Source organism: Sphingorhabdus sp. Alg231-15 (assembly GCF_900149705.1).
Lineage (GTDB): Bacteria > Pseudomonadota > Alphaproteobacteria > Sphingomonadales > Sphingomonadaceae > Parasphingorhabdus.
This window is the reverse complement of the sequence record NZ_LT703001.1, coordinates 3398717-3419925: the sequence shown is the minus strand read 5'-3', so window position 1 is coordinate 3419925 and position 21209 is coordinate 3398717. Positions and strand designations below refer to the sequence as shown.

General features: G+C 54.3%; 21 protein-coding genes. 6 read left to right on the top strand and 15 right to left on the bottom strand.

Translation table 11 applies throughout. The features are described 5' to 3' along the window. Positions 1–15: 15 nt before the first annotated feature. Both DG177_RS16595 and DG177_RS16590 read right to left on the bottom strand, forming a co-directional pair. Positions 16–897: a hypothetical protein gene (locus tag DG177_RS16595; RefSeq protein ID WP_108812505.1), complete on the bottom strand. Its 882-nt coding sequence runs from the start codon at positions 895–897 to the stop codon at positions 16–18. Further along, positions 897–3299 (bottom strand): cyclic nucleotide-binding domain-containing protein, encoded by a 2403-nt coding sequence (locus DG177_RS16590; protein WP_443216444.1) that lies wholly within the window; start codon positions 3297–3299, stop codon positions 897–899. The genes DG177_RS16595 and DG177_RS16590 overlap by 1 nt, the downstream gene beginning before the upstream one ends. 322 nt (positions 3300–3621) lie before the next feature. Between DG177_RS16590 and DG177_RS16585 the strand changes: the two genes are divergently transcribed. After that, positions 3622–4623 carry a TPR domain-containing protein gene (locus DG177_RS16585; protein WP_108812503.1) on the top strand — a complete coding sequence of 334 codons (1002 nt, stop codon included), beginning with the start codon at positions 3622–3624 and terminating at the stop codon, positions 4621–4623. 204 nt (positions 4624–4827) lie between these two features. Further along, the gene (locus DG177_RS16580) at positions 4828–5133 is read left to right on the top strand and encodes a GIY-YIG nuclease family protein (protein ID WP_108812502.1); all 306 of its coding nucleotides are present in this window, start codon (positions 4828–4830) and stop codon (positions 5131–5133) included. A gap of 155 nt (positions 5134–5288) precedes the next feature. Here the strand turns inward: DG177_RS16580 and DG177_RS16575 are convergent, their stop codons facing one another. The 13 genes from DG177_RS16575 to DG177_RS16515 form a co-directional block, all read right to left on the bottom strand. Next, positions 5289–5948, bottom strand: coding sequence for an OmpW/AlkL family protein (locus tag DG177_RS16575; RefSeq protein WP_443216443.1), 660 nt, complete (start codon positions 5946–5948; stop codon positions 5289–5291). Positions 5949–6369: 421 nt separating this feature from the next. Further along, positions 6370–7827 (bottom strand): AMP nucleosidase, encoded by a 1458-nt coding sequence (locus DG177_RS16570; protein WP_108812500.1) that lies wholly within the window; start codon positions 7825–7827, stop codon positions 6370–6372. Between the two features lie 56 nt (positions 7828–7883). Next, complete coding sequence (locus tag DG177_RS16565; protein ID WP_108812499.1) at positions 7884–8582, bottom strand: ATP12 family protein; 699 nt, start codon at positions 8580–8582, stop codon at positions 7884–7886. After that, positions 8566–8871, bottom strand: coding sequence for a hypothetical protein (locus DG177_RS16560; RefSeq protein ID WP_108812498.1), 306 nt, complete (start codon positions 8869–8871; stop codon positions 8566–8568). The genes DG177_RS16565 and DG177_RS16560 overlap by 17 nt, the downstream gene beginning before the upstream one ends. Then, entirely contained in the window at positions 8868–9521 is a 654-nt protein-coding gene (locus DG177_RS16555; RefSeq protein WP_108812497.1) for an HAD-IA family hydrolase, read from the bottom strand. Before DG177_RS16555 ends, DG177_RS16560 begins: the two co-directional genes overlap by 4 nt. Beyond that, entirely contained in the window at positions 9518–10153 is a 636-nt protein-coding gene (locus tag DG177_RS16550) for an FMN-binding negative transcriptional regulator (RefSeq protein WP_108812496.1), read from the bottom strand. The genes DG177_RS16555 and DG177_RS16550 overlap by 4 nt, the downstream gene beginning before the upstream one ends. After that, on the bottom strand, positions 10153–11436 hold the full coding sequence (locus DG177_RS16545) for an RluA family pseudouridine synthase (RefSeq protein ID WP_108812495.1): 1284 nt from the start codon (positions 11434–11436) through the stop codon (positions 10153–10155). The genes DG177_RS16550 and DG177_RS16545 overlap by 1 nt, the downstream gene beginning before the upstream one ends. Beyond that, positions 11433–11810 carry a fluoride efflux transporter CrcB gene (crcB, locus tag DG177_RS16540; protein WP_108812494.1) on the bottom strand — a complete coding sequence of 126 codons (378 nt, stop codon included), beginning with the start codon at positions 11808–11810 and terminating at the stop codon, positions 11433–11435. Before crcB ends, DG177_RS16545 begins: the two co-directional genes overlap by 4 nt. A 10-nt stretch (positions 11811–11820) precedes the next feature. Next, positions 11821–12084 carry a ribbon-helix-helix domain-containing protein gene (locus tag DG177_RS16535; protein WP_108812493.1) on the bottom strand — a complete coding sequence of 88 codons (264 nt, stop codon included), beginning with the start codon at positions 12082–12084 and terminating at the stop codon, positions 11821–11823. Then, complete coding sequence (gene hemH, locus DG177_RS16530) at positions 12075–13097, bottom strand: ferrochelatase (protein ID WP_108812492.1); 1023 nt, start codon at positions 13095–13097, stop codon at positions 12075–12077. Before hemH ends, DG177_RS16535 begins: the two co-directional genes overlap by 10 nt. 2 nt (positions 13098–13099) lie before the next feature. Further along, positions 13100–15403 (bottom strand): xanthine dehydrogenase family protein molybdopterin-binding subunit, encoded by a 2304-nt coding sequence (locus DG177_RS16525; RefSeq protein ID WP_337658967.1) that lies wholly within the window; start codon positions 15401–15403, stop codon positions 13100–13102. Next, on the bottom strand, positions 15390–15827 hold the full coding sequence (locus tag DG177_RS16520; protein WP_108812491.1) for a CoA-binding protein: 438 nt from the start codon (positions 15825–15827) through the stop codon (positions 15390–15392). The genes DG177_RS16525 and DG177_RS16520 overlap by 14 nt, the downstream gene beginning before the upstream one ends. 29 nt (positions 15828–15856) lie before the next feature. Beyond that, positions 15857–16819 (bottom strand): P-loop NTPase, encoded by a 963-nt coding sequence (locus DG177_RS16515; protein WP_108812490.1) that lies wholly within the window; start codon positions 16817–16819, stop codon positions 15857–15859. 131 nt (positions 16820–16950) lie between these two features. Between DG177_RS16515 and hflK the strand changes: the two genes are divergently transcribed. The 4 genes from hflK to DG177_RS16495 all read left to right on the top strand — a co-directional run bounded on the left by hflK (position 16951) and on the right by DG177_RS16495 (position 21111). After that, the gene (gene hflK, locus DG177_RS16510) at positions 16951–17982 is read left to right on the top strand and encodes an FtsH protease activity modulator HflK (protein WP_108813034.1); all 1032 of its coding nucleotides are present in this window, start codon (positions 16951–16953) and stop codon (positions 17980–17982) included. Continuing rightward, positions 17982–18833, top strand: coding sequence for an SPFH domain-containing protein (gene hflC, locus DG177_RS16505; protein ID WP_108812489.1), 852 nt, complete (start codon positions 17982–17984; stop codon positions 18831–18833). Before hflK ends, hflC begins: the two co-directional genes overlap by 1 nt. A 6-nt stretch (positions 18834–18839) precedes the next feature. Then, a complete protein-coding gene (locus DG177_RS16500) occupies positions 18840–19280 on the top strand; it encodes a nuclear transport factor 2 family protein (RefSeq protein WP_108812488.1) in 441 nt (146 codons plus the stop codon). A gap of 298 nt (positions 19281–19578) precedes the next feature. Next, positions 19579–21111: a Do family serine endopeptidase gene (locus DG177_RS16495; RefSeq protein WP_108812487.1), complete on the top strand. Its 1533-nt coding sequence runs from the start codon at positions 19579–19581 to the stop codon at positions 21109–21111. Positions 21112–21209 lie beyond the last annotated feature (98 nt).

Here is a 21209-nt window from a genome sequence, read left to right as displayed (position 1 = left end):
CAGTCTATCTCCCGCCTACCAGTAAAAGAAAACGCTAATGATATGCGCCGACAGCGACGCAATCAGGGCGAAAGTCATTGGCACATGAATGAATAGCCAAACCTGCAGTAGCGCTTTCAGCCTGAGATGGCGGCGAACGCGGGCGAGCGTTGCCTCCTTCTTCTCCAGCAACGCATCCACCTTGTCGAGCGGGTCATCCCCGCCCATGCGAGGCTGATAAGCGCGCTCTCGTCGCAAATCAGCCTGCGCAGCGCGGGTAGCACAGTTGGGATATTTTCCGGATACCCGCTTGAGAAAACCACCACCAAAGGGGTCTTGTTCCAGAGATTGCAGCACCAAAGCGGCATGTTCTGCCGATAATGGCTGTGCCGCTTCATGCAATTGCCGATCGAGTGATCGCAGGTTTTCCAGCATCTGCGTCTCGGTCATCTCGTCGCGATTATTGGACAGGGATTGCGGGATGGTCGCATAGAAATAAATGCCGACGATACCGGAGATGATAACGATCATCATGAAAGCATAAGCCGCTGTATGGATATTCCAGCCAAATTGAAATCCGGTGTGCAACGTACCGATGACTATCAGACTGAGGCCGAGATAAATATGAGCCGATGTCCATGCTTTCAGCGACCATTTACCCGCCGTCATTGCGCGTTTGCGAACGCCGAGCATCGTCAGCCACAGGATTAGTCCCGCGCCGATAGTGCCGAGCGTATAGCCATACCAGCTGCCGCCATTGTGGCGTGGGGAAACGTCGATGAAGAGATAGCTGACAATCGAAACCAGCATGATGAAAGAGGCGATTTTCAGCCACTTATAGCCAGCATGTTTGAGAAAGCCGTCATGCATGGCGACCTTCTTTTTTGCGACGCCACCGGGAACAGGAACAGATGCCATTATGCGTCCTCCTGCTCAAGTTTGGCGACGGTGAGGAATTCCTCGGGCGCTACACGGATAGCAGCACCGGTGGGACAGGCCCGGACACAGGCTGGGCCACCCTTGATCCCCGCGCACATATCGCATTTAATCGCCTTTTTCGGCTTCTCGACATCGGGATCGCTATTCTCCGCGGTCCACTGCTTGTCGGGCTCGCCGGGCCCCGGGCCCTTGCCAAAGAACAGCCAGCTGAGCAGACCCGGCTTCTTCGGCGGCACCTTGTCCATGCGGATCACACCATAGGGGCAGTAGCGCTGGCAATTGCCGCAACCGATACAGGTGTCGTCAATAAACACCTCACCGTCTGGACCGCGGTGGATAGCGTCAGGCGGGCAATCGGACATGCAGTGCGGATGTTCGCAATGGCGGCAGCTGGTCGGGACATGCAGATGCGCATAGGTCCTGCCCGCTTCGCGGTCGAGACGGGACAAACCTTCGTGGCTGTCCGCACAGGCCTTCTCGCAATTGTCACAGCCGACGCACAGATTCTCGTCGATCAGCAGCACGTCGGTTGCTTCGCCAATGCCATTGTCGACAAGAAAATTCGCGACGCCCGAATACATGTCGACAACGCCGGAAAAGCTGTCTTTCTTGGCCTCGACAAAGGCGTTGATATCCTGCCGTGCGGCCATATCTTTCTTGGCGCGACGGAGAAGATCAGGATGGGCATCGAGCACTTTTTTAAACGCATCGCCCTGTATCTTGATCACTTCGGACTTGATCGCGGCCTTTACCGTTGCGGTGCGCATACCGCCAGCAATCAGGGTCATCTCGCCAACATAGGAGCCCGCCGGCAGATAGGATAGGAATACCGGCTTGCCGCCAATTTCCTTCTCGACAACCATCGATCCGACACGGATCACATAAATATCGTTGCCGTCTTCGCCTTCGCTGATAATCGCTTCACCGGCGCGAACATTCATAATCTCGCTGGTCTCAACCGCCTCGGCAATATCTTCCTTGGTCAGGCCAGAGCCGAACATTTGCAGCAATTGCCGTTCCGTCGATATCCGCGTGATCGCACGTTTCGCTGCCGGCACCGACGCTTGCAATTTCAACGCTGCCGTGCGCGACACTTCAATCGCGATCATATCTTCGGCGGCGTTAATCGTTGCGCCGCGGCGACGGCCCGAAATCAGGCCGACTTCGCCAAAGATCGAACCTTCCTCAATCGGGATGACTTTCGAACTGTCATTGGGGTCAATCTCGACCAGCACCGAACCCTTGGCGATAGTGAACAGCGAAGAGCCTGGATCATTGCGTTCAAAAATTGTCTCGCCCTTGCGATAGGCAATCGGTTCACTGTCGAGCATGAACTCACGCATCTGCAAGGGCGAAAGATCGTTAAGGATCGTCACCTTCTCACGGAAGAACTCAAGCCATTCGTCCACTGATTTGCCACCGGGCAGGCTCGCAAATTTCTTCTCAAGAATAGGCTCGTCCGCTGGCTTCAATTCGTCATTGCCGTTGATAAATTCAATGACATCATAGCCCTGATTCATGCAGTGTTTGATCAGCGGATAGCCAGCCAGCGCGCCGATAACATAGATGCCCTTTTTAGTGCTTTCAAAGGCAGGCGTCAGCTTGGGATAAGCCTCCCGGTCCTCGCTGGTGAATTCGATGCCGCATTCCTCGACAAATTTGCGCGGCGGAGCGGAACCCATCCGTGCAATGATGCGGTTGCAGGGAATTGTTTCCTGCCCGTCGCGCGTTTCGAGCACCAGTTCACCATCTTTGACTTCAGCCGGTGTTGTCTCGTTGCGGACCATGACCTTACCCTGCTCACCCGCTTCCATCAGCAGCTTCACATTGGCCTTTTTCGCGCGAGCAAATTCTGCCGAGCGATTGAGAATGGTAACGATATTATTCTGCGCCGCATCTGCCGCCAGACCGAGTGCATTCTCGATCCCCGCATCACCAGAACCGATCACGGTGATATGCTCGTCATAATATTCGCCGGGATCATCCAGCTGATACTGCACCAGCTTATTGTCTCCACCCGGACAGCGCATCAGGTTGGGGTTTCCCTGCGTCCCGATAGCCATGACTATGGTTTCAGTCATAACTTTATCGCCGTTTTTCAATGTGATGGTGAAGTTTCCTTCCTCACCTTCAATCTTCACCGGCTCGGCATTAAATTGGACATTGACCTCGCAAGCCTCGGTCTGCTTGTCCCAGATTTCCAGAATGGCTTCGCGCTTGCCCGCGTCAAAATCCATGTCCGAACGCAGCACCAGCTGGCTCGGCGTCGCCATGACATGCTTGCCCTTTTGATATTTGTAGATGGTATCGGAAAGATGGTCGGTCTTTTCCAGCAGCACATGTTTCAGCTTTAACTGGGCGGCGCGGCCAGCAGCACTCATGCCCGCTGGGCCAGACCCCACGATCACAACTCGATACTTTTCTGCCACGCGCTATCTTCCCCCTTTTGCCTTGTCGGACCAACGCTCCCTCATGCGTTTTTCACAGACCGATGCAGCAATAATTTTGGTTTCAGCGCGACCCCAAAAGACTTAACTAATCCGTATCTTATCAAAAAGCTTTTGATATACCAGTGGAAAATATCACAGTTTATTCCGCTTTGGTCTCTAAATAATTTGTGCAACAAAATACTTGTCAAACCATTGCGGTTGACGACAAACTAGTGGATCAACCGGGTCGCACCAGTTGGGGAATTTTTAAACGATGAGCGAGCCAGTCAAAACCGATGAGCCTGCCAAAAAGACGGGTGGCAACATCAGCCGCATCGCGCTGATATCTGCGGCTGTTCTGGCAATTAGTGCCGTTGGCGTTCAGGTGTACCGCACCATGGAAAACGACAATACGGTCAGCAGCACGGGTACAGACACCGCCGCTGGAGCAACAGAACAGGCGCCCAGTGTCGATGAAGTGATCGCAGGTCTTGAGAAAAAATTGCAGGATGATCCCAAGGATGCCGAAAGCTGGCGAATGCTGGGCTGGAGCTATTTCGAGACCCAGAAATTTGCCGAATCCGCCACAGCGATGAAACGCGCGACAACGCTCGATCCCAAGAATCCCGAATATTGGTCCATGCTCGGCGAGGCCTTGGTGATGTCGAGCAATGGTCAGCAAGTGCCGCCGGATGCAGCAGATGCTTTCAGAAAAGCGCTCGCTCTCGACAGAAGTGATCCGCGTGCGCGCTATTTCCTCGCGGTGCAAAAGGATATTGCAGGCGATCATCAGGGCGCGATTAATGACTGGTTTGCGTTGCTCGAAGACACGCCCGCAGACGCGCCCTATGCCGAAGATATTCGCCGGGTGATCGGACAAGTGGCTGCAAATGAAGATATCGATGTTGCGGGGCGCCTTGCCAAGGTGGCGCCGGCCGCTCCGACAGGCGGCATATCCACGGACGGCCCTCAGGTAGCGACCGCCGCCATTCCCGGCCCCAGCCGTCAGCAGATGCAGGAAGCTGCCGCCTTACCCGCAGGCCAGCAGGAAGCCATGATCGCCAATATGGTGGATGGCCTCGACAAACGGCTGCAATCCAACCCCAATGACGCGAATGGCTGGATCATGCTGATGCGCAGCCGCATGCAATTGGGTCAAACCGCGAAAGCGAAAAAAGCACTGACCGACGGGCTGGCAGCGTTCAAGAATGATGGCGCTGAGGCGAAACGGATCAGGGAAGCGGGAATGGCTTTGGGGGTTGGAGGGGTAGGATAAGCCACCTTCAATGCTTTGCTAAAGGGTTACGCACGTTTTGTTCGCGCCTGAACCATTTCGGATGGACATAGTCGGCGTCAGCTCGCCCTGGATTCCAAATCAAGTTTGGAATGACGTAGTTGATGATCACTGGCAGGACGAAACTGTCAAAGCGGATCGTCATGCTGAACTTGATTCAGCATCCAGAGCGGCTCACCATGGGCTATGCCCAAAACACCTGCCGTATACATCATGGCAAGTCAGCGAAATGGCACCATCTACGTCGGTGTCACCAGCAAGCTGATGCAGCGGATATATCAACATCGCGAAAAACTGATCTCAGGGTTCACATCTCGATATAATGTTACTCGCTTGGTCTGGTTTGAGACGCACCAGACCATGGACACCGCCATAACGCGCGAGAAGCAGATCAAGGCGTGGCGGCGGCCATGGCGGTTAGCTTTGATTGAAGAAAACAACCCTCAATGGCTGGATCTGGCAGAAGAGCTTGGCTTCGATCCTTTGGCTTAGTTCTTGAGGTACCCCTTCCCTCTGGATTCTGAAGCGAGCTCAACACAACCCCCACAAAAAATCACGCAAAGACACCAACGGCCAAGTTGTCCCTCCTCGGCGGCTTTGTGTCTTCGCGTGACTCCTCCCCCAAAGCTATAAGTTCTAGTCCATTCCTATAGCTTAATGCCCAATCCAACACCGACCACAATGGGATCGAGATTGATCTTCACGCGCTGCGTTCCTGCGGCGGTTGTGCGCAATGTGGCGGTGGTGTCGACATCGAGATATTTCACGTCAAAGTTCAGGAACATTCTGTCATTGATCGGAATATCGAAACCCGCTTGCAGCGCATAGCCAAAGCTGTCCTTTAGATTGACGCTGGTATCACCGACCGCCGCTTCCAAAGCATCGGTCGCATTTTCATTGTAGAAAATCGTGTAGTTGATGCCGGCACCGATATAGGGACGGATCGCTGCATCAGGGGCAAAATGATATTGCGCCGTCAGGGTTGGTGGAAGCACCCAGGTGGATGCCAGACGCCCGATGCTGCCCGTGGTCCCGGTCACGCCGCTAGCGCTGTGCTTGGTGGTTGCAGCGATCAGCTCGAAACCGATATTGTCTGTCGCCATATAGGTGATGTCAACTTCTGGCGCAGGACTGTTATCCACGCTGACCTGCTCGCCGGGAAAGGCGGGTAGAATTGAACTGCTTTCTTCACTGGGCATCACGTTGATCGCCCGGACGCGTACCAATATGTCACCCTGTTCGGCAAAGGCCGGTGCAGCACTCATTGCCGAACCGGATACCGCCGCAAGGGCGAGAAACTTTGTCATTTTACGCATTGGAAAAATCCTTCTTACTTAGTCCCCATTGGTGGTTAGGGAGAGCAAGAAGGGGTCGCATTGATCCAGCGCAACATTCGGGTTGATCTGGGTCAATAGAATAGGTTCATGGCCGATTCCTCTGTCCTACAGGCCAGCGCCTGTGGCATGAACAAACCTGGCTCTTTGACAAATGAATAGATACTCCCACGCCATGACGCCGGAGGGTGAGAATTGTGTGAACTTTGAATGTCATGGCGCGCAAAAGAGGCGCGCTAGCAATACCCACAAATTGGAAAATTCGCGGGATGGAGTTCGAGACCCTTTGCAGTGTGATTTGTGTGAACTTTGGAATCGGCTGACATAGTGAAACGGCTCAAAGAGCCTTGTCCACTATGTCAACTTCGTTCGAAATTGGCTGTTTCCAATTCTTTTACCGAAACAAGGGCTCGCCAAAGCTGCGCAATTTTCGCGAGTGCAAAGTCCCCGCATCAGCTTCCTGCGCCAGCAAATCAATCGTCCGCAGACCAATGGCCAGATGCTGGCCAACCCGCTCCTGATAAAAGGCATCGGCCATACCGGGCAGCTTGATCTCGCCATGCAACGGCTTGTCGGACGCGCAAAGCAAGGTCCCGTAAGGCACCCGATAACGATAACCGTTGGCCGCAACTGTCGCCGACTCCATATCGATAGCAATGGCGCGGGACTGGTTCAAACGTTTGGCGATTTGCTCGAAACGCAACTCCCAGTTGCGATCGCCGGTGGTGACCACTGTGCCAGTACGCAAATGCTGTTTAAGTTGCGACTGATCAATGCCGGTTTCTTCCTGCACCGCCTTAGTCAATGCCAATTGCACCTCCGCAATGGTCGGCAGCGGAATGCTTGGCGGCAGAACGTCATCAAGAACATTGTCATCGCGCAGATACGCATGGGCAAGAACATAGTCACCCAGCCGCTGAGTACGGCGCAAGGCTCCGCAGTGACCGATCATCAGCCAGACATGCGGGCGCAAGACAGCCAAGTGATCAGTGATCGTCTTTGCATTGGATGGGCCGACGCCCATGTTGACCAGTGTGACGCCCGGACTGCCGTCTTTGCGAACAAGATGATAAGCTGGCATTTGCGGCGGCTTGGCAATGGGCGGGCAGGATGGCTTGCCATCCGCTCCGGTAACCCGATTGCCCGGCTCGACCAGCATTTCCGCCTTGCCTGCTTTGACCTCTTCCAGACCAAATTCGATGAATTCATCGACATAGCGCTGATAGTTTGTGAACAGTATAAATGGCTGAAAATATTCCGGATCGGTGGCGCAATAATGGCGGATACGGTGCAGCGAATAGTCCACGCGTTCGGCGGTGAACAGGGACAGGGCACTGTCGACATCATCCTGAAAAATCTGTCCGCCATCGACAATTTCGTCATTGGTCTTGACCAGATTGGGCGTGTGAAAATGGTTGGGCAGCGCATCCTTGCGATCCCGGTCCAGTCCGCCCGCGGCATTTTCAATGGCAAAGGCCAACGGGATCGGCGTGTCGGACAAGCCAACGTGGATTTTCGCTGTGAAGACTCGATTGATCCGCTCCAGCTGATCGAGCAGATAACGGCGATAGAGCTTCGGTTGACTGATTGTTGTGCTGTAGCAGTTAATGTCGGAAATCCGGCCTGAGGCGAGATTACTGGTTTCGGTTGCCTGATCTGCAGGAATCTCAACCGAAATCATCGGATAGACACCCTGCTCACGGTCACCATCGGACAAATCGCCCTTGGCATAGCGCGCAAAACGTGCGGTGATCAGATCAATTTGTTCTTGGTAGAGTTTTTCGAGAAGAGCGACGGCCGCTGCCGGGCTGTCGCAGAGCGCCAACGATTGGCGTGGGGTAGAAGTTGTCATGTAGTCTCCGTTTACAGTTACAGGGCTGTAACGGAAAATGTGCCAAAAGGGAAAAACTAAGTGCGAGAAAGGCGTAAAAATTCTACAGCAGCGAGAAATTCGGCCTGTTTGATTGCGCGCGTCTGGGCTGCGAGATCGTCGCTACCCCATTGCTGTTCCTGCCAAAGCTCTTCCAGATTCATCAATGGCCAGAGCGTATCGGCATCATAAGCACCTTCAACGAGCGCCAACACCGCGACCAACGATCCCGCTAGCCCGACAAGAGACAGCATGGCAGCAAGCGTAAAATCATCATGCGCTTCGACAGCTTCGGAAAGCCGGGATATGGTCTGCTCGGACTGCGACTGATGCATGATACCTTGGGTCAGAGTGAAGCTGACATCATAACGTGTGCGGGCCCAATTGAGCAGCGGGCCCCACTGTTCCGCCTGATGATCGCACAAGGCCTGCTGACTGTCGTCACCGCGATAGTAAAGCATATCGCTATCCGAAAATGCCGCAATGCGCCCAGCAATCCGTTCCCGCTCGTGAGCAACCTGATCCAGCGCTCCCTGCGCAAGGGCAGTTAGCGGCATGGTTTCAGGGTCAATTTCCTCGTCTTGCGCGGCCCATTCCGATGCTATGGCTTCGGCCAGTGCCGCCGTGGGTAGTTGAAGAAGATGGCGCGCCGGAGTCTTGACGGGCCGGCCATCGAGCTCAATTGCAAAACCGCTGTCAACCGCGATGCAAGTGACCTGCTTATAAAATCTTTTCATCGGCTGCTTCTTTTTCCGCTTCCTCCGCCACCTGCTGTTTGACGAACGTGCGCACCATCACAAACGGCATCACCCATGTCTGGGCTAGGCCAAGGATGATCAAGACATAACCGACCGCAGCGGGAATATCAGCCAACCGCCCCAGTGCGATGGCAATGCCGAGCATCAATATCGCTATGCCAAGCAATCGAATGATACTGACCATGAAATGCAGCCTCTTGGCCTGCTTTTCCTTTTCCGGGTCAGCAACATAAATTGGATCGTCATATTTGTCTGGTTGCTTGGTCATTGATTGAGAATCTCGTATAATTCATCCATGGTGCCGGCCACGATATGCGCTCCAGCTGTAAGCAGCTCATGGCTGTCATGATAGCCCCAGTCGACGCCAATCGGGCGGACACTGGCATTGACGCCCATTTCCATGTCGAAGGTCGTGTCACCGATCATGGCGGTGGTTTCGGCGGCGGCGCCCGCCTCGGATATCGCCAGTTCAACCATCGCCGGATGCGGCTTGGACGGATGCCGGTCAGCGGTTTGCAAGGTTACAAACCGCCCCTTCAGCCCATGCGCGTCGAGAACATGGTGAAGTCCACGATCGGACTTGCCAGTCGCAACGCCAAGCACCCAGCCATCATTGTCCAGCCGGTCGATCAATTGCAGCAAGCCGTCATATAGCGGTTCCTGCACCGCGCCTTTCTCCCGCATTGCAAAAAAGCCGTCGCGATAAGATTGGGTTACAGCCGCAACCAACGCGTCTTCCTGATCGGGTAATAGCTGCCGAACGGCCTCCTGAAGACTTAGCCCCACGATGCGCCGTGTCTTGTGATGATCAGGCGGGGTGAGGCCGTGTGCAACAAAAGCCTGATCCATCGAAGCACAGATATTAGCCTGACTGTCGACCATCGTACCATCGCAATCGAATAGGGCCAGCTTGTTCATTTCGGACTGAACTCCCGGATCATATGGGCCATCGCCCGGCGACCAATGGCATCCAGCGCATCAGCTGCATTGTCGCGCGCAACTGCTGGCTTGTTCTGGCTAAACTTCGCCGTCGGGCGCCAAGCCTTGATTTCAAGTTCAAATCCGACAATCGCATCGATCATCTTGTTGAACTTGTCGCTATCCATCTTGTCACGGTGCCACGGTTTCTTTGGCGCAAGCTTGGCTTCATTTTGCTCGGCAAGATCGTCCAGCAAGGCCACAAGACCTTCTCGCTCCATCTCGCGTACCGGGCCTTCAAGCTCCAGCGCCAGATAGTTCCAGGTTGGAACCTGATCATCAATCCCGTACCAGTCGGGACTGATATAAGCCTCTGGTCCGTTGATGACACAGAGGGCGGTCAGGCCGCTCAGAGATTTGGTCAGCGCATTGCCGCGTGACAAATGGAATTGCAACGCTCCGTCACCTGTCGAAAAAACCGGCACATGCGCCACTCGTGGTCCATCCGCTGTGGTCGCGAAAATCATAGCAAAGCCAATTTGGGCAATCAGCGCCTCAAGCGCGGCTCGCTCATCGGCATCATTGTGATCATTGCCCGACTTGGGCCATCGAAACGCGGGATCAGGATGCATTAACGGCCCTTTTGCTTGACTTTGGCTTTGTGTGGCATGTTTTTCTTATGGGTGGCTTTGCCCGCATTGGGGCGATCGCGTTTGGTGGGTTTACCTGCCTTGGTTGGCTTACCATCCGTCTCGCCGCGCCCGCGCCGTTCGCCGCGTTTATCTTTACGAATCTGTTTCGCATGAGCGCGGCTCTGTTTTTTGCGCACCGCCTTACCGCCCGGTTTCTTCTCTTCCAGCGGCAGGTCACCGATACTGAGATCCAGACCCAGCCCTTCAATCGTCTCGGCGAAATGGGGCGGCAGGTCGGCCTTCACGTCCAGCTTGTGCCCATCAGGATGCTCAATCCGCAACCGCCTTGCATGCAGATGCATCTTACGGCTGATCGAGCCGGTCAGAAACGCATCTTTCCCGCCATATTTTCCGTCGCCCAGAATTGGGTGACCAATGGCCGCCATGTGAACACGCAGCTGATGGGTACGACCGGTAAATGGCTGCAACTCAACCCAGCAGGCGCGGTTGCCAGCCCGTTCAATTATCCGGTAGCGTGATTTTGCGGCCTGCCCGTTTTCCTCGTCGACATGCATTTTTTCGCCGCCGGAGCCCGGTTGCTTTGATAGCGGCAAGTCAATCATTCCATCGGCAATTTCCGGCACACCCATGACCAGCGCCCAATATACCTTGCGCGCGGTACGTCCGGAAAAGCGTTTGGAGAAAAAGGATGCCGCGCCCGGTGATCGCGCCAGCAGGATCGCGCCGCTCGTGTCCTTATCGAGCCGGTGAACCAGCTTGGGTCGGCTTTTTGCATCATAGGTGAGCGCATCCAGCAGCCCGTCGAGATGGGTTGTCGTCTTGCTACCGCCCTGCGTTGCCAAACCGGGTGGCTTGTTGACCACTATTGCAGCCTTGTCCTTATGAATAACCAGCTCTTGTGCAAAATCTATCTGGTCCGGCGACAGTTCGGTGCGCTGCTTGGCAACCCGGCCAGGTCGTTCAATCTCGGCGGGCGGGACCCGGATGATCTGTCCTTCATTGATCCGGTCACCGGGGCTGACCCGTTTGCCATCGAGCCGCAATTGACCGGTACGCGACCAGCGCGACACAACATTAAACGGCACATCTTCCATATGCCGTTTGAACCAGCGATCGAGCCGGATGTCGTCGTCGTCAGCGGACACCGTAAACTGCCGGACGTCCAGAACCTTCAAGGCTTGTTTCTGCTCCTTGAGCTTGCCCTGCCCTTTCGGTTTCTCCTCTTCGGAGCCGCTGTCAGCCGTGGGATCAAAACCGCTCATGCCATTGCCCTCACCGCCATAAGCCCCGCAAATAGCGCGAGCACCGAACCGACGACAGACAGCAATGCATAGCCTAGTGCAATGCCCCAATTTCCGCGCTCAATCATATTCAAAACTTCCAGACTAAAGGCCGAGAAGGTTGTAAACCCACCCAGTAAACCGACACCGAGTAGCAACCGCCACGGCTCATCGACAAAATCACTGCGCGCCAGCACACCGGCCAGCACACCCATTAACAACCCGCCCAGCAAATTGGCGATCAAAGTGCCAAAGGGCAGACCCGATCCGCCCCAGTGAAAAACCAGCCGCCCCAGATTATAGCGTGCGGCTGCGCCCAACGCGCCGCCAGCCATGACAAGAAGGGTTGCATTCATGGCTGATGCCTTAGTCGGCTTGGACAGAATTTCCAAGCAGATCATGCGTCACCCATAAACGGATGGCTGTGGCAAGCCCGGGTGGTTCATCGGCATCTAGCCGCTGCACATCAATTTGCGCAACCAAAGCATTGATTGGCAGCTGCCGTTTTTCCGATGCCGAGCGTAACAGCTCCCAGAACAGAGGCTCGAGCGTGATTGACGTCTGATGTCCCGCAATTGTGATGCTGCGTTTCACTGGCGGATGAAAAATATCATTCTCGCCTATATCCATCCGGCCAATTCCCGGCGCATCAGCGTATCGAGCAGATCGATGCCCCTATCGCTGTCGTTGAGACATGGGATATAGGCAAAGCGCTCACCGCCAGCTTCCTCAAAATCTTCTTTGCCGCGGATCGCTAGTTCTTCGCATGTTTCGAGACAGTCGCTGGAAAATCCGGGCGCAAAAATCGCAACCTTTTTCTTGCCCGCTTTTGCAAGCTCTTCCAGCGTCAGATCCGTGGCCGGTTCTAACCATTTTGCCGGACCAAAGCGTGATTGGAATGCGATCGTCAGTTCCCGCCCCATCGCTTCCGACAGCAAGCGCGCAGTTTTCTGACAGTGGCAATGATAAGGATCGCCCAATTCCAAGGTCCGCTTTGGCATGCCATGGAAACTAGCAATTACAACATCCGGTTCAAAATCGAGCGCCGCCAACCCTGCCTCGACGCTGGATTTTAACGCAGCGATGTAAGCGGGATCATCATGATAAGGCGGCAGAGTGCGGATAGCAGGATGCCAGCGCATCGCCTTCACCGCATCAAAGACCGCGTCATGCACACTAGCCGTGGTCGCTCCACTATATTGCGGGTAAAGCGGAGCCACCAGAATCCGCTCGCATCCCGCCTCCTTCATTGCCTGCATCCGGCTGGGAATGCTGGGGTTGCCGTAGCGCATGGCCCAATCAACATGCACGTTATCACCATATTTGCCACTATATTTATCGGCCAACGCCTCTGCCTGACGCCGCGTATAGACCGCAAGCGGTGATCCTTCGTCGGTCCATACCAGACCATAAGCATGGGCTGATTTTTTGGGCCGAGTATTCAATATGATCCCGCGTAATATTGGTTGCCACAGGATATCGGGTATCTCGACAACGCGCTTGTCCGACAAAAATTCCTTCAGATAGCGTTTGACCGCTTTCTTATCGGGCGAATCAGGTGTCCCCAGGTTCACCAGCAACAGGCCGACTTTCCCGGTGGCAACCGGTGGATGCCCCTCAGGCAAATGATCAAGAGTCTGCATAACTAAGAGGCCTCTGCGAAAAGCGGCAACTGACGAAAACGGGTGCCAGTTGCCGAAAAAAGAGCATTAGCAATGGCGGGGGCCACGGCTGGTACGCCAATTTCCTCGACGCCTACCGGGTCCTCTTCACTACGAATAAATTCTACCTGTATCGCCGGAATTTCTGCCAGCCTTGGAAGAGCCAAATCGCTCAGTCGTCTTGCATCCGCTATACCGCCGTTAAACCGTGTTGACGATCCTAACGCCATAGCGAGACCATATATGATGCCGCCCTCAATCTGTTGCCGCGCGATATCAGGATGGATAACTCGTCCGACGTCAACTGTCGCAGAAATGCGCCGTACTCTCAATCCACTCTCACCGCGATTGGCACTCACAATGACGGCAATATGACCACCGCGCATGGAATGACAGGCCAGGCCTTGCCCGCTACCATCAAGGCCCCCGTCCCATCCCGCCATCGCGGCCACGCCGGTCAAGCAACGAGCCAGACGCGGACGGCCCGACATCATCTGCATCCGGTAGGACAAAGGTTCGATTTTGGCTCTGGCCGCCAATTCGTCGATAAAGGACTCAACAAAAAACGCATTGTAGCTATGCGCGTTGCTACGCCAATTGCCAGTTGGTGCACCGATATAAGCAGGATGATGATCCAGCGAGAAATTGGCGATGTTATAGTGCACATCTGCACCCTCAACCGCTTTGACATCCGCCTCATCAATCGACGCGCGCATAGCAACAATTTCGTCCATTCCCCGAACGACGCGTTTGCTTTGTTCTCGCCCTGAAGCCGGCGCAGCAATCTTGATTTGGAGCGCTTGGATCCGGCCCGCCTTGTCTGTTGCCGCGTCAAGTCGAGCATAGGCAGGCGACCGGTAGTGATCATGCATCATTTCTTCTGTACGCGACCACATTAACTGCACGGGGCGGCCAATTTTTTCAGCTATTATAGAAACTTGTGCGGCAATCTTACTATCAAGGTTGCGGCCGAATGATCCTCCGGCAAGCATGGGATAAAGGGTCACATTATCCGTGCTGATGCCAATTGCTTTAGCCGCTGCCTGCACGGCAGCAGCAGGGGCCTGTGTCGCCAACCAGAGTTCGAGACGTCCGTTTTTGTAGTCAGCGGTCGCCGTGCGAGTTTCTATTGGCGCATGTACCGCCGCATCTGCCTGATAGCGCGCCTGAACATTTTGAAATTCTTCAAAGGCGGTATTCGTTTCTCCGCGGCTCGCAAATCTGACACCCGCGCCCTCTTCCAGGGCAGTATCGAGCGCTGCATCCATCTTGTCACTATCTGGCAGCAAGCCAGTTGTTTCAAACATGGGGCTCATTTTATCGAGCGCATCATTGGCCGCCCACCAATTGGTGGCCACCGCCGCGATCCACTGATCATGTTCCACCACATCAACCAGCCCGACAATCTTGTTCGCGCCCTCCCGGTTGAAGGACTTTAAACGCGTCGCACCAATAGGCCCTTGCCGGATTGAGGCATAGACCATGTCGGGCAAGCGGATGTCACCGGCGTAATTTGCCGAGCCATCAAGTTTCGATGGCATATCCAGCCGCGGGAGATCCTGACCGACCAGATTATTTGCGGGGCTGGAAAGGAGCGGCACTGGGTCTGGTAACTCTTGCTGAACCGCATCAGCGACCAGTTCGCCAAAGCGGAGTTTATTCTCTCCGTTTGAAATGAAACCGTTTTCCGACGTGCAGGCTTCCCATTCGACATCCCATTTTTTGGCCGCAGCCTTGCTGAGCAAGACCCGCGCGGCGGCGCCCGCTTCGCGAAAGCTGCTCGCATAAGCGGGAATGGACGCAGAATCTGCAGTAACGATAAAGTCATTGCGGGTGGCAACGTTTTTCGCAACCCAACGCGCGGCCTCTTCCTTGGTCAATTTCCCGGCAGCCGCTGGCAGTAACGTTTCCGCCCATTGCTGCGCCAACAAATCATTGGCGTAAAGTGGATTAATCGGCGCCGGTTCCACCGCAATTGTACGCCAGTCCGCGCCCAGTTCATCGGCCAAAATCTGCGGCAACATCGTATAGACGCCCTGCCCCATTTCACTCTGGGGTACCACAACCGTGACCTGGCCTTCTTTCGAAATTTTCAGATAGGCGCCGAATATGACTTCATTCTCGGCAGCACTGATGTTGGGCTCATAAGCGCGCGGCCAAATCGCCCAGGCCAACGTCAGACCAGCCGCCGCACTGCCTCCAATCAGGAAATTTCGACGGGTGAAGAACTTCGCGCTGTTCTCGCCCTCTTCCGGTCCCGCCTCTGTATTGGTCTCAGTTGGCATCATCGCCTTTCATCAAACCAAGTCGGGGAATTTCAATCTTCGGGCAGCGATCCATCACCACATCTAGACCGGCCTCTTCGGCCCGTTCTACGGCCGGTCGATTGATCACGCCAAGCTGCATCCAGACGGATTTTGCGCCAATGGCAATGGCCTCATCTGCGACACCACCCGCCGCCGCCGAATTGCGAAAGATGTCAACCATGTCGATCGGACCTGTAATTGCATCCAACGACGATGCGACCGTCGTACCATGCAATTTCTGTCCGGCAATCCCCGGATTCACAGGCACAACATCATAGTCCTGATCCAACAGAAACTTTAGTATGCGATTGCTGGCGCGCTCCGGTTTGGCGGATGCTCCTACAAGGGCAATGCGTTTTGTGTCAGTCAGCAGACGGGCGATTTCCTGATCTGTTTCCAAAGGCATGACAGGTATTTCCCCTCCCCGTGATTGACTTATTGGTCATCCAACCACGTCGCGAGCCGTTTGGCAATATCATGAAAAGCCTTTCCCTGCAGGCTATCGGTGCAGGCTGGCGGTGTCCCACCATCGCTTGACTTGCGAATTTCGATATCCAGAGGAACCCGGCCCATGAAAGCCATACCCATGGTTTTGGCCGCAGCCTCTGCACCACCAGCACCAAAGGGATCGCTGACTTCACCGCAATGGGGGCAGATATAACCGGCCATGTTCTCGACCATGCCTATAATTGGAATTTTCGCCTGCTCAAACAGATCCACCGCCCGCACGGCATCCATTAGCGCTAAATCCTGAGGTGTAGACACAATCAATGCACCAACAGGCTTATGATTCTGCATCATCGACAGTTGAACATCACCAGTGCCCGGCGGCATATCGACGATCAGATATTCGGTGTCGCCCCAATGGGCGTTGATAAGTTGCTCCAGCGCCTTGCCCGCCATAGGTCCCCGCCAGGCGATGGCTTGACCAGGCTTCGCTAGATGACCCATCGACAGCACCGGAACATCATATTCATTTGCGACAGGGATCAGCTGTTTGCCCTCTGCCTCTGGCCGGCGGCCTTCGCAATTTAACAGACGGGGCTGCGAGGGCCCATATATGTCAGCGTCGACCATGCCGACTTTGCGGCCCAGCGCTTTTAGCGCAATGGCGAGATTCGTTGACAAGGTAGACTTTCCAACCCCACCTTTTCCGCTGCCAACGGCGATAAGACGGCGCTCTATTTTTTCTGCCGTCATTACGATATCAACTTTTTCGACGCTATCCAGTTCGAGGAGCTTGCCCTTCACAGCAATTTCGATCTGCCCGCGATCTCGAACATCCAATCCGCTGACATTGAGGACCAAGGAAACACGTCCGTCATCAAAACGAACCGCGCTAAATCTTCCGCTCGCGACTTCTTCAAGAGCCGCCTCAATCATAGAAATATCGGTCATTTGTTTCGCATAGTTGCACTTTTATCCGATTGACACTGTTTTTCTGAGACCACGCTACCTATAATGAAATCATGGATAAAAAAATTGATGGGCAAGCGGCCCAAAAATCGTTCTTGGGTTCTATATTGAACATGGCTAGCCCCTGGGGCAATGGCGGCGGAGATGATGGCAAAGGTGGCGGTCCCCGCAATCCTTGGGGCAATCCCTCCGGCGGCTCTTCGGGCGGCGGCGGCAAGGGCGGCGCTGCTTCGCTGGAAGAGCTCTTCAAAAAAGGTACCGGTGGCGGTTTTAAAGGCGGCATCCCGAAACGACCGGGTGGACGTTCATGGTGGCCGATAGTTTTGATAGCTTTCATCATTTTATGGGCGCTACTAACCTCGATCCATCGGGTGAGCCCGCAGGAACGCGGCGTGGTGACATTTTTTGGATCCTATTCCAGAACCATGCAGCCGGGCCTGCACTTCTCGCTCCCAGCGCCGCTTGAACAAGTAATGAAGCTCGACGTGGAAGAAATCAGGACTATCGATATTCCCACCGGTGAATCGGAAAAGTTAATTCTGACCGGTGACCAAAATATTGTCGATCTCGCCTACTCAGTACGTTGGAATATCAAGTCACCTGAATTGTTTCTTTTCCAGATTGCCGAGCAGGAAGAGACCATCAAGGAAGTTGCCGAATCCGCAATGCGGGCAGCGGTGGCCAATTTCACGCTCGACGATACAATCGGTTCAGAGCGGACAGAGATTGAACAACAGGTTGAACAGAATATGCAGGCCCTGCTTGACGGCTACGGCGCCGGAGTAGTGATCCGCGGCATCGCGATCAAAAAAGCCGATCCGCCGGCTGCCGTGAATGATGCGTTTAAAGAAGTGTCTGCAGCCCAGCAAACGGCGCAGACCTATCTTAACGAGGCGCGTGCCTATGCACAGCAGTTGACAGCACAAGCACAAGGTGAATCAGCGGCCTTTGACAAGGTTTATGAAGAATATCGTCTGGCACCACGAGTAACTCGCCAGCGTATGTATTATGAAACGATGGAGCGTGTATTGTCGCAAGTGGATAAAACCATTGTAGAGGCGGACGGCGTAACGCCCTACCTGCCACTGCCGGAAATCAGGAAACGAGCTCAGGCAACCGCGCCGCAATCAGTGGAGGCGAAATAATGGGTAACATTATAAAAAATCCCGTCGCTCTCAGCATCATTGTGTTCGGCTTGGTCCTGGTGCTGATCAATACGCTGATCATTGTTCCGGAAACCCGTCAGGGTGTTGTGGTACGCTTTGGTGAACCAGTGCGGATCATCAATCGCTATCAGGACAATACCCCATTTGGTCAGACTGGAGCAGGCCTCCTCCCCAAATTCCCCTTCATCGAGCAGGTTGAATGGATTGATAAGCGCATTCTCGATGTTGAAATGGAACAGCAACAGGTGCTCTCGACCGACCAGTTGCGTTTGCAGGTCGATGCATTCGCGCGCTTTCGGATTACCGATCCTTTGCGGATGTTCATCGCAGCCGGCAACGAAGCCCGTGTAGCGGATGAGCTCCGCCCGATCCTCGGTTCTGCCTTGCGGAACGAGCTCGGCAAACGGCCTTTCGCAGCTTTGCTCAGCCCAGAACGCGGTCAAGTGATGGACAATATCCGAACCGGCCTTAACCGGGTTGCCCGCCAATATGGCGCAGAAATTGTTGATGTACGGATCAAGCGTGCTGATCTACCGGACGGGACACCGCTGGAAAGCGCCTATCAGCGGATGCGCACAGCCCGCGAGCAGGAAGCCCGCACGATCAAGGCACAAGGCGCCAAACAGGCCCAGATCATTCGTGCCGAAGCGGATGCGAGTGCCGCCCGGACCTATGCGGAAAGCTTTGGCAAGGATGCGGATTTCTATGATTTCTATCGCGCGATGAAAAGCTATGAAACAACCTTCCGCAAAGGACAGGATGGCGATCCAAGCTCTTCCTTCGTATTGTCACCAGACAACGAATATCTGCGCCAATTCCGCGGACGTTAAGCGGCTTTGACGTCCAATCGGGCCATTATAAACGCCTATTATGAGGCGCTATCCCGGTTGGACGTCGACGCGTTTGAAGCGCTGCATCATAGCGATGTCGTGTACAACGTCTCTGGCAACACAATCATTTCCGGGCGATATGACAGTTTCGCCGCACTCAGAACAATTTTGCCGCTGATCTTCGATGCGCTCGACTTTGGTCAATTCCAGTTCGCCAGCGATTGGAAGATCATGAACGAAGGCCCCGATGGCATTACCGCAATAATGGAAGCCAGCGGCATAGCGAAAAATGGCAAGCGCTATGATCAACGCTATGCCCATATCTTCACGTTTCGCGATGGCAAGATAGCAACCGTTCACGAATTTTTTGATACCCAGCTGGCCAATGAATCACTCGAGTTCATCGGCAAACCGGTCTGCAAAAACGATGGTGACTTCACATATTGAACCAGAATATGGCCTGCAATCGCGATTGTTTTGCTGTTACGACTACAATTGTCGTTTTTTCTACAAAAATGTGATTTTTTTCGACAAATTGGCTATTCTTGGCTTGCGAAAGCCATTTGCCGCTCCCAAATATTAGTGGAACGGATCAAAAACGTTTATCTTATAGCTGATGTTAAGGATTGGCTGTGCTAGTGTTCAAATTCGGTTCATAAATTCTGCGGCAGATGTTTGGGCAAATGTGAACGAATTTGATGTCGAACGTTTATGATCGATGTCTACTAATTGAGAGGAATATATAGTGCGTTACGCTTACGGGATTTCAGCAGCTTTGCTTTTGGCTGGAGGTGCCGCGACACTTTCCGGAGCAGGCTCCGCTGGAGCACAGGTAGCTGCAAATGACAGCGAGATCATGAGGGCAGCTGCACCGCGGGCAGGTGCTCCGATGAGTTTTGCAGATTTGACCGAACAGCTGCAACCTGCGGTGGTCAATATCTCCACCACACAACGCGTGCGTGTAAGGAATAACCCCTTTGCCGGCACACCGTTTGACGGCCTGTTCGGCAACCGCCGTGGTGGCGGGGGCGGCAATCAGACCCGTCAAGCTCAATCCCTGGGCTCCGGCTTCATCATTTCCGCCGATGGTTATGTTGTGACCAACAATCATGTGGTTGCTCCTGGCAACCGCAACGCCACAATCGAAACGATTACGGTCATCATGCCTGATCGCACCGAATATGAAGCGACTTTGGTCGGCCGCGATCCTGCTTCAGACATCGCGGTTCTGAAGATCAATGCTGATAGAGATCTGCCTTTCGTTAAATTTGGTGACAGCGAAAGCGCCCGTGTTGGCGACTGGGTCATTGCCATTGGTAATCCCTTTGGCCTCGGTGGAACGGTAACCACCGGCATCGTCTCGGCCATCCATCGCAACACCGGACAAGGCGGCGCCTATGATCGGTTCCTGCAGACGGACGCCTCGATCAACCGCGGCAATAGCGGCGGCCCAATGTTCGATCTGAATGGCAACGTGATCGGTATCAACAACGCGATCATTTCCCCCACTGGTGGCAATGTTGGCATCGGCTTTGCAATTCCGGCGGAAGTCGCTGTACCGATCGTCAACACATTGCGTAAGGGTGAAAAAGTCGAGCGCGGATATCTCGGTGTACAGATTAGTCCGCTGACTGAAGATCTCGCTGACTCGCTGGGTGTACAGAAAAATCGCGGAGAGTTTATTCAAAGCGTAGTGCCTGGCGAAGGCGCTTCCAAAGCTGGAATTCAGGCCGGCGATGTGATCGTAAAAGTGAACGGACGTGATGTAACGCCGGACCAGACTCTTTCATTCCTGGTTGCGAACCTGCCAGTGGGCACGAAAGTTCCGATCGAATTGCTCCGTGATGGCAAGATTGTAAAAGTGAGTGCCACGCTGGGCGAACGTCCTTCAGAAGAAGAACTGGCAACCAACTTTGATCCTGATGCCGAAGACCCTATGGGCACCGATGAAGATGGTACAAGCGCAGAAGCAACTGCTGAAGCGCTCGGCTTGTCTGTTGTGGACCTGACCCCTGCCATTGCCCGTCAAATTCGCGTTCCTGCGGCTCAGAAGGGTGTTGTGGTTTCGACTGTGGACCCAAATAGTGACGCTGCACGAAAGGGTATTAGACGGACGACCGTGATCATAAGCGTCAATCGCCGTCCGGTGAATACATCAGCCGATCTGGACAAAGCTATCAGCACCGCCAAGCGATCAAATCGCGAAGCCGTTTTGTTGCAAGTCAAACAAGGTGCCCGTGAGCCAAGATTTATTCCGGTCCGCCTCAACGACGACTGAGTTTGTTTCGATCATTGCAGGTTGTAAACCTGTATAACATTTACCCAAAGGCCAGCGCATCGCGCTGGCCTTTTTGCATGGTCACAGATAGTCTTCCC

What these genes read in the sequence shown, in the direction of transcription:
- DG177_RS16585 (WP_108812503.1), top strand. Translation starts at nt 3,622, where the DNA reads ATGAGCGAGCCAGTCAAAACCGATGAGCCTGCCAAAAAGACGGGTGGC.
- DG177_RS16575 (WP_443216443.1), bottom strand. Translation starts at nt 5,948, where the DNA reads ATGACAAAGTTTCTCGCCCTTGCGGCGGTATCCGGTTCGGCAATGAGT.
- hflC (WP_108812489.1), top strand. Translation starts at nt 17,982, where the DNA reads ATGGGTAACATTATAAAAAATCCCGTCGCTCTCAGCATCATTGTGTTC.
- DG177_RS16515 (WP_108812490.1), bottom strand. Translation starts at nt 16,819, where the DNA reads ATGACCGATATTTCTATGATTGAGGCGGCTCTTGAAGAAGTCGCGAGC.
- DG177_RS16565 (WP_108812499.1), bottom strand. Translation starts at nt 8,582, where the DNA reads ATGAAAAGATTTTATAAGCAGGTCACTTGCATCGCGGTTGACAGCGGT.
- DG177_RS16550 (WP_108812496.1), bottom strand. Translation starts at nt 10,153, where the DNA reads ATGCATCCTGATCCCGCGTTTCGATGGCCCAAGTCGGGCAATGATCAC.
- DG177_RS16580 (WP_108812502.1), top strand. Translation starts at nt 4,828, where the DNA reads ATGCCCAAAACACCTGCCGTATACATCATGGCAAGTCAGCGAAATGGC.
- DG177_RS16560 (WP_108812498.1), bottom strand. Translation starts at nt 8,871, where the DNA reads ATGACCAAGCAACCAGACAAATATGACGATCCAATTTATGTTGCTGAC.
- hemH (WP_108812492.1), bottom strand. Translation starts at nt 13,097, where the DNA reads ATGCAGACTCTTGATCATTTGCCTGAGGGGCATCCACCGGTTGCCACC.
- crcB (WP_108812494.1), bottom strand. Translation starts at nt 11,810, where the DNA reads ATGAATGCAACCCTTCTTGTCATGGCTGGCGGCGCGTTGGGCGCAGCC.
- DG177_RS16595 (WP_108812505.1), bottom strand. Translation starts at nt 897, where the DNA reads ATGGCATCTGTTCCTGTTCCCGGTGGCGTCGCAAAAAAGAAGGTCGCC.
- DG177_RS16555 (WP_108812497.1), bottom strand. Translation starts at nt 9,521, where the DNA reads ATGAACAAGCTGGCCCTATTCGATTGCGATGGTACGATGGTCGACAGT.
- DG177_RS16525 (WP_337658967.1), bottom strand. Translation starts at nt 15,403, where the DNA reads ATGATGCCAACTGAGACCAATACAGAGGCGGGACCGGAAGAGGGCGAG.
- DG177_RS16545 (WP_108812495.1), bottom strand. Translation starts at nt 11,436, where the DNA reads ATGAGCGGTTTTGATCCCACGGCTGACAGCGGCTCCGAAGAGGAGAAA.
- DG177_RS16535 (WP_108812493.1), bottom strand. Translation starts at nt 12,084, where the DNA reads ATGGATATAGGCGAGAATGATATTTTTCATCCGCCAGTGAAACGCAGC.
- DG177_RS16570 (WP_108812500.1), bottom strand. Translation starts at nt 7,827, where the DNA reads ATGACAACTTCTACCCCACGCCAATCGTTGGCGCTCTGCGACAGCCCG.
- hflK (WP_108813034.1), top strand. Translation starts at nt 16,951, where the DNA reads ATGGCTAGCCCCTGGGGCAATGGCGGCGGAGATGATGGCAAAGGTGGC.
- DG177_RS16520 (WP_108812491.1), bottom strand. Translation starts at nt 15,827, where the DNA reads ATGCCTTTGGAAACAGATCAGGAAATCGCCCGTCTGCTGACTGACACA.
- DG177_RS16590 (WP_443216444.1), bottom strand. Translation starts at nt 3,299, where the DNA reads ATGAGTGCTGCTGGCCGCGCCGCCCAGTTAAAGCTGAAACATGTGCTG.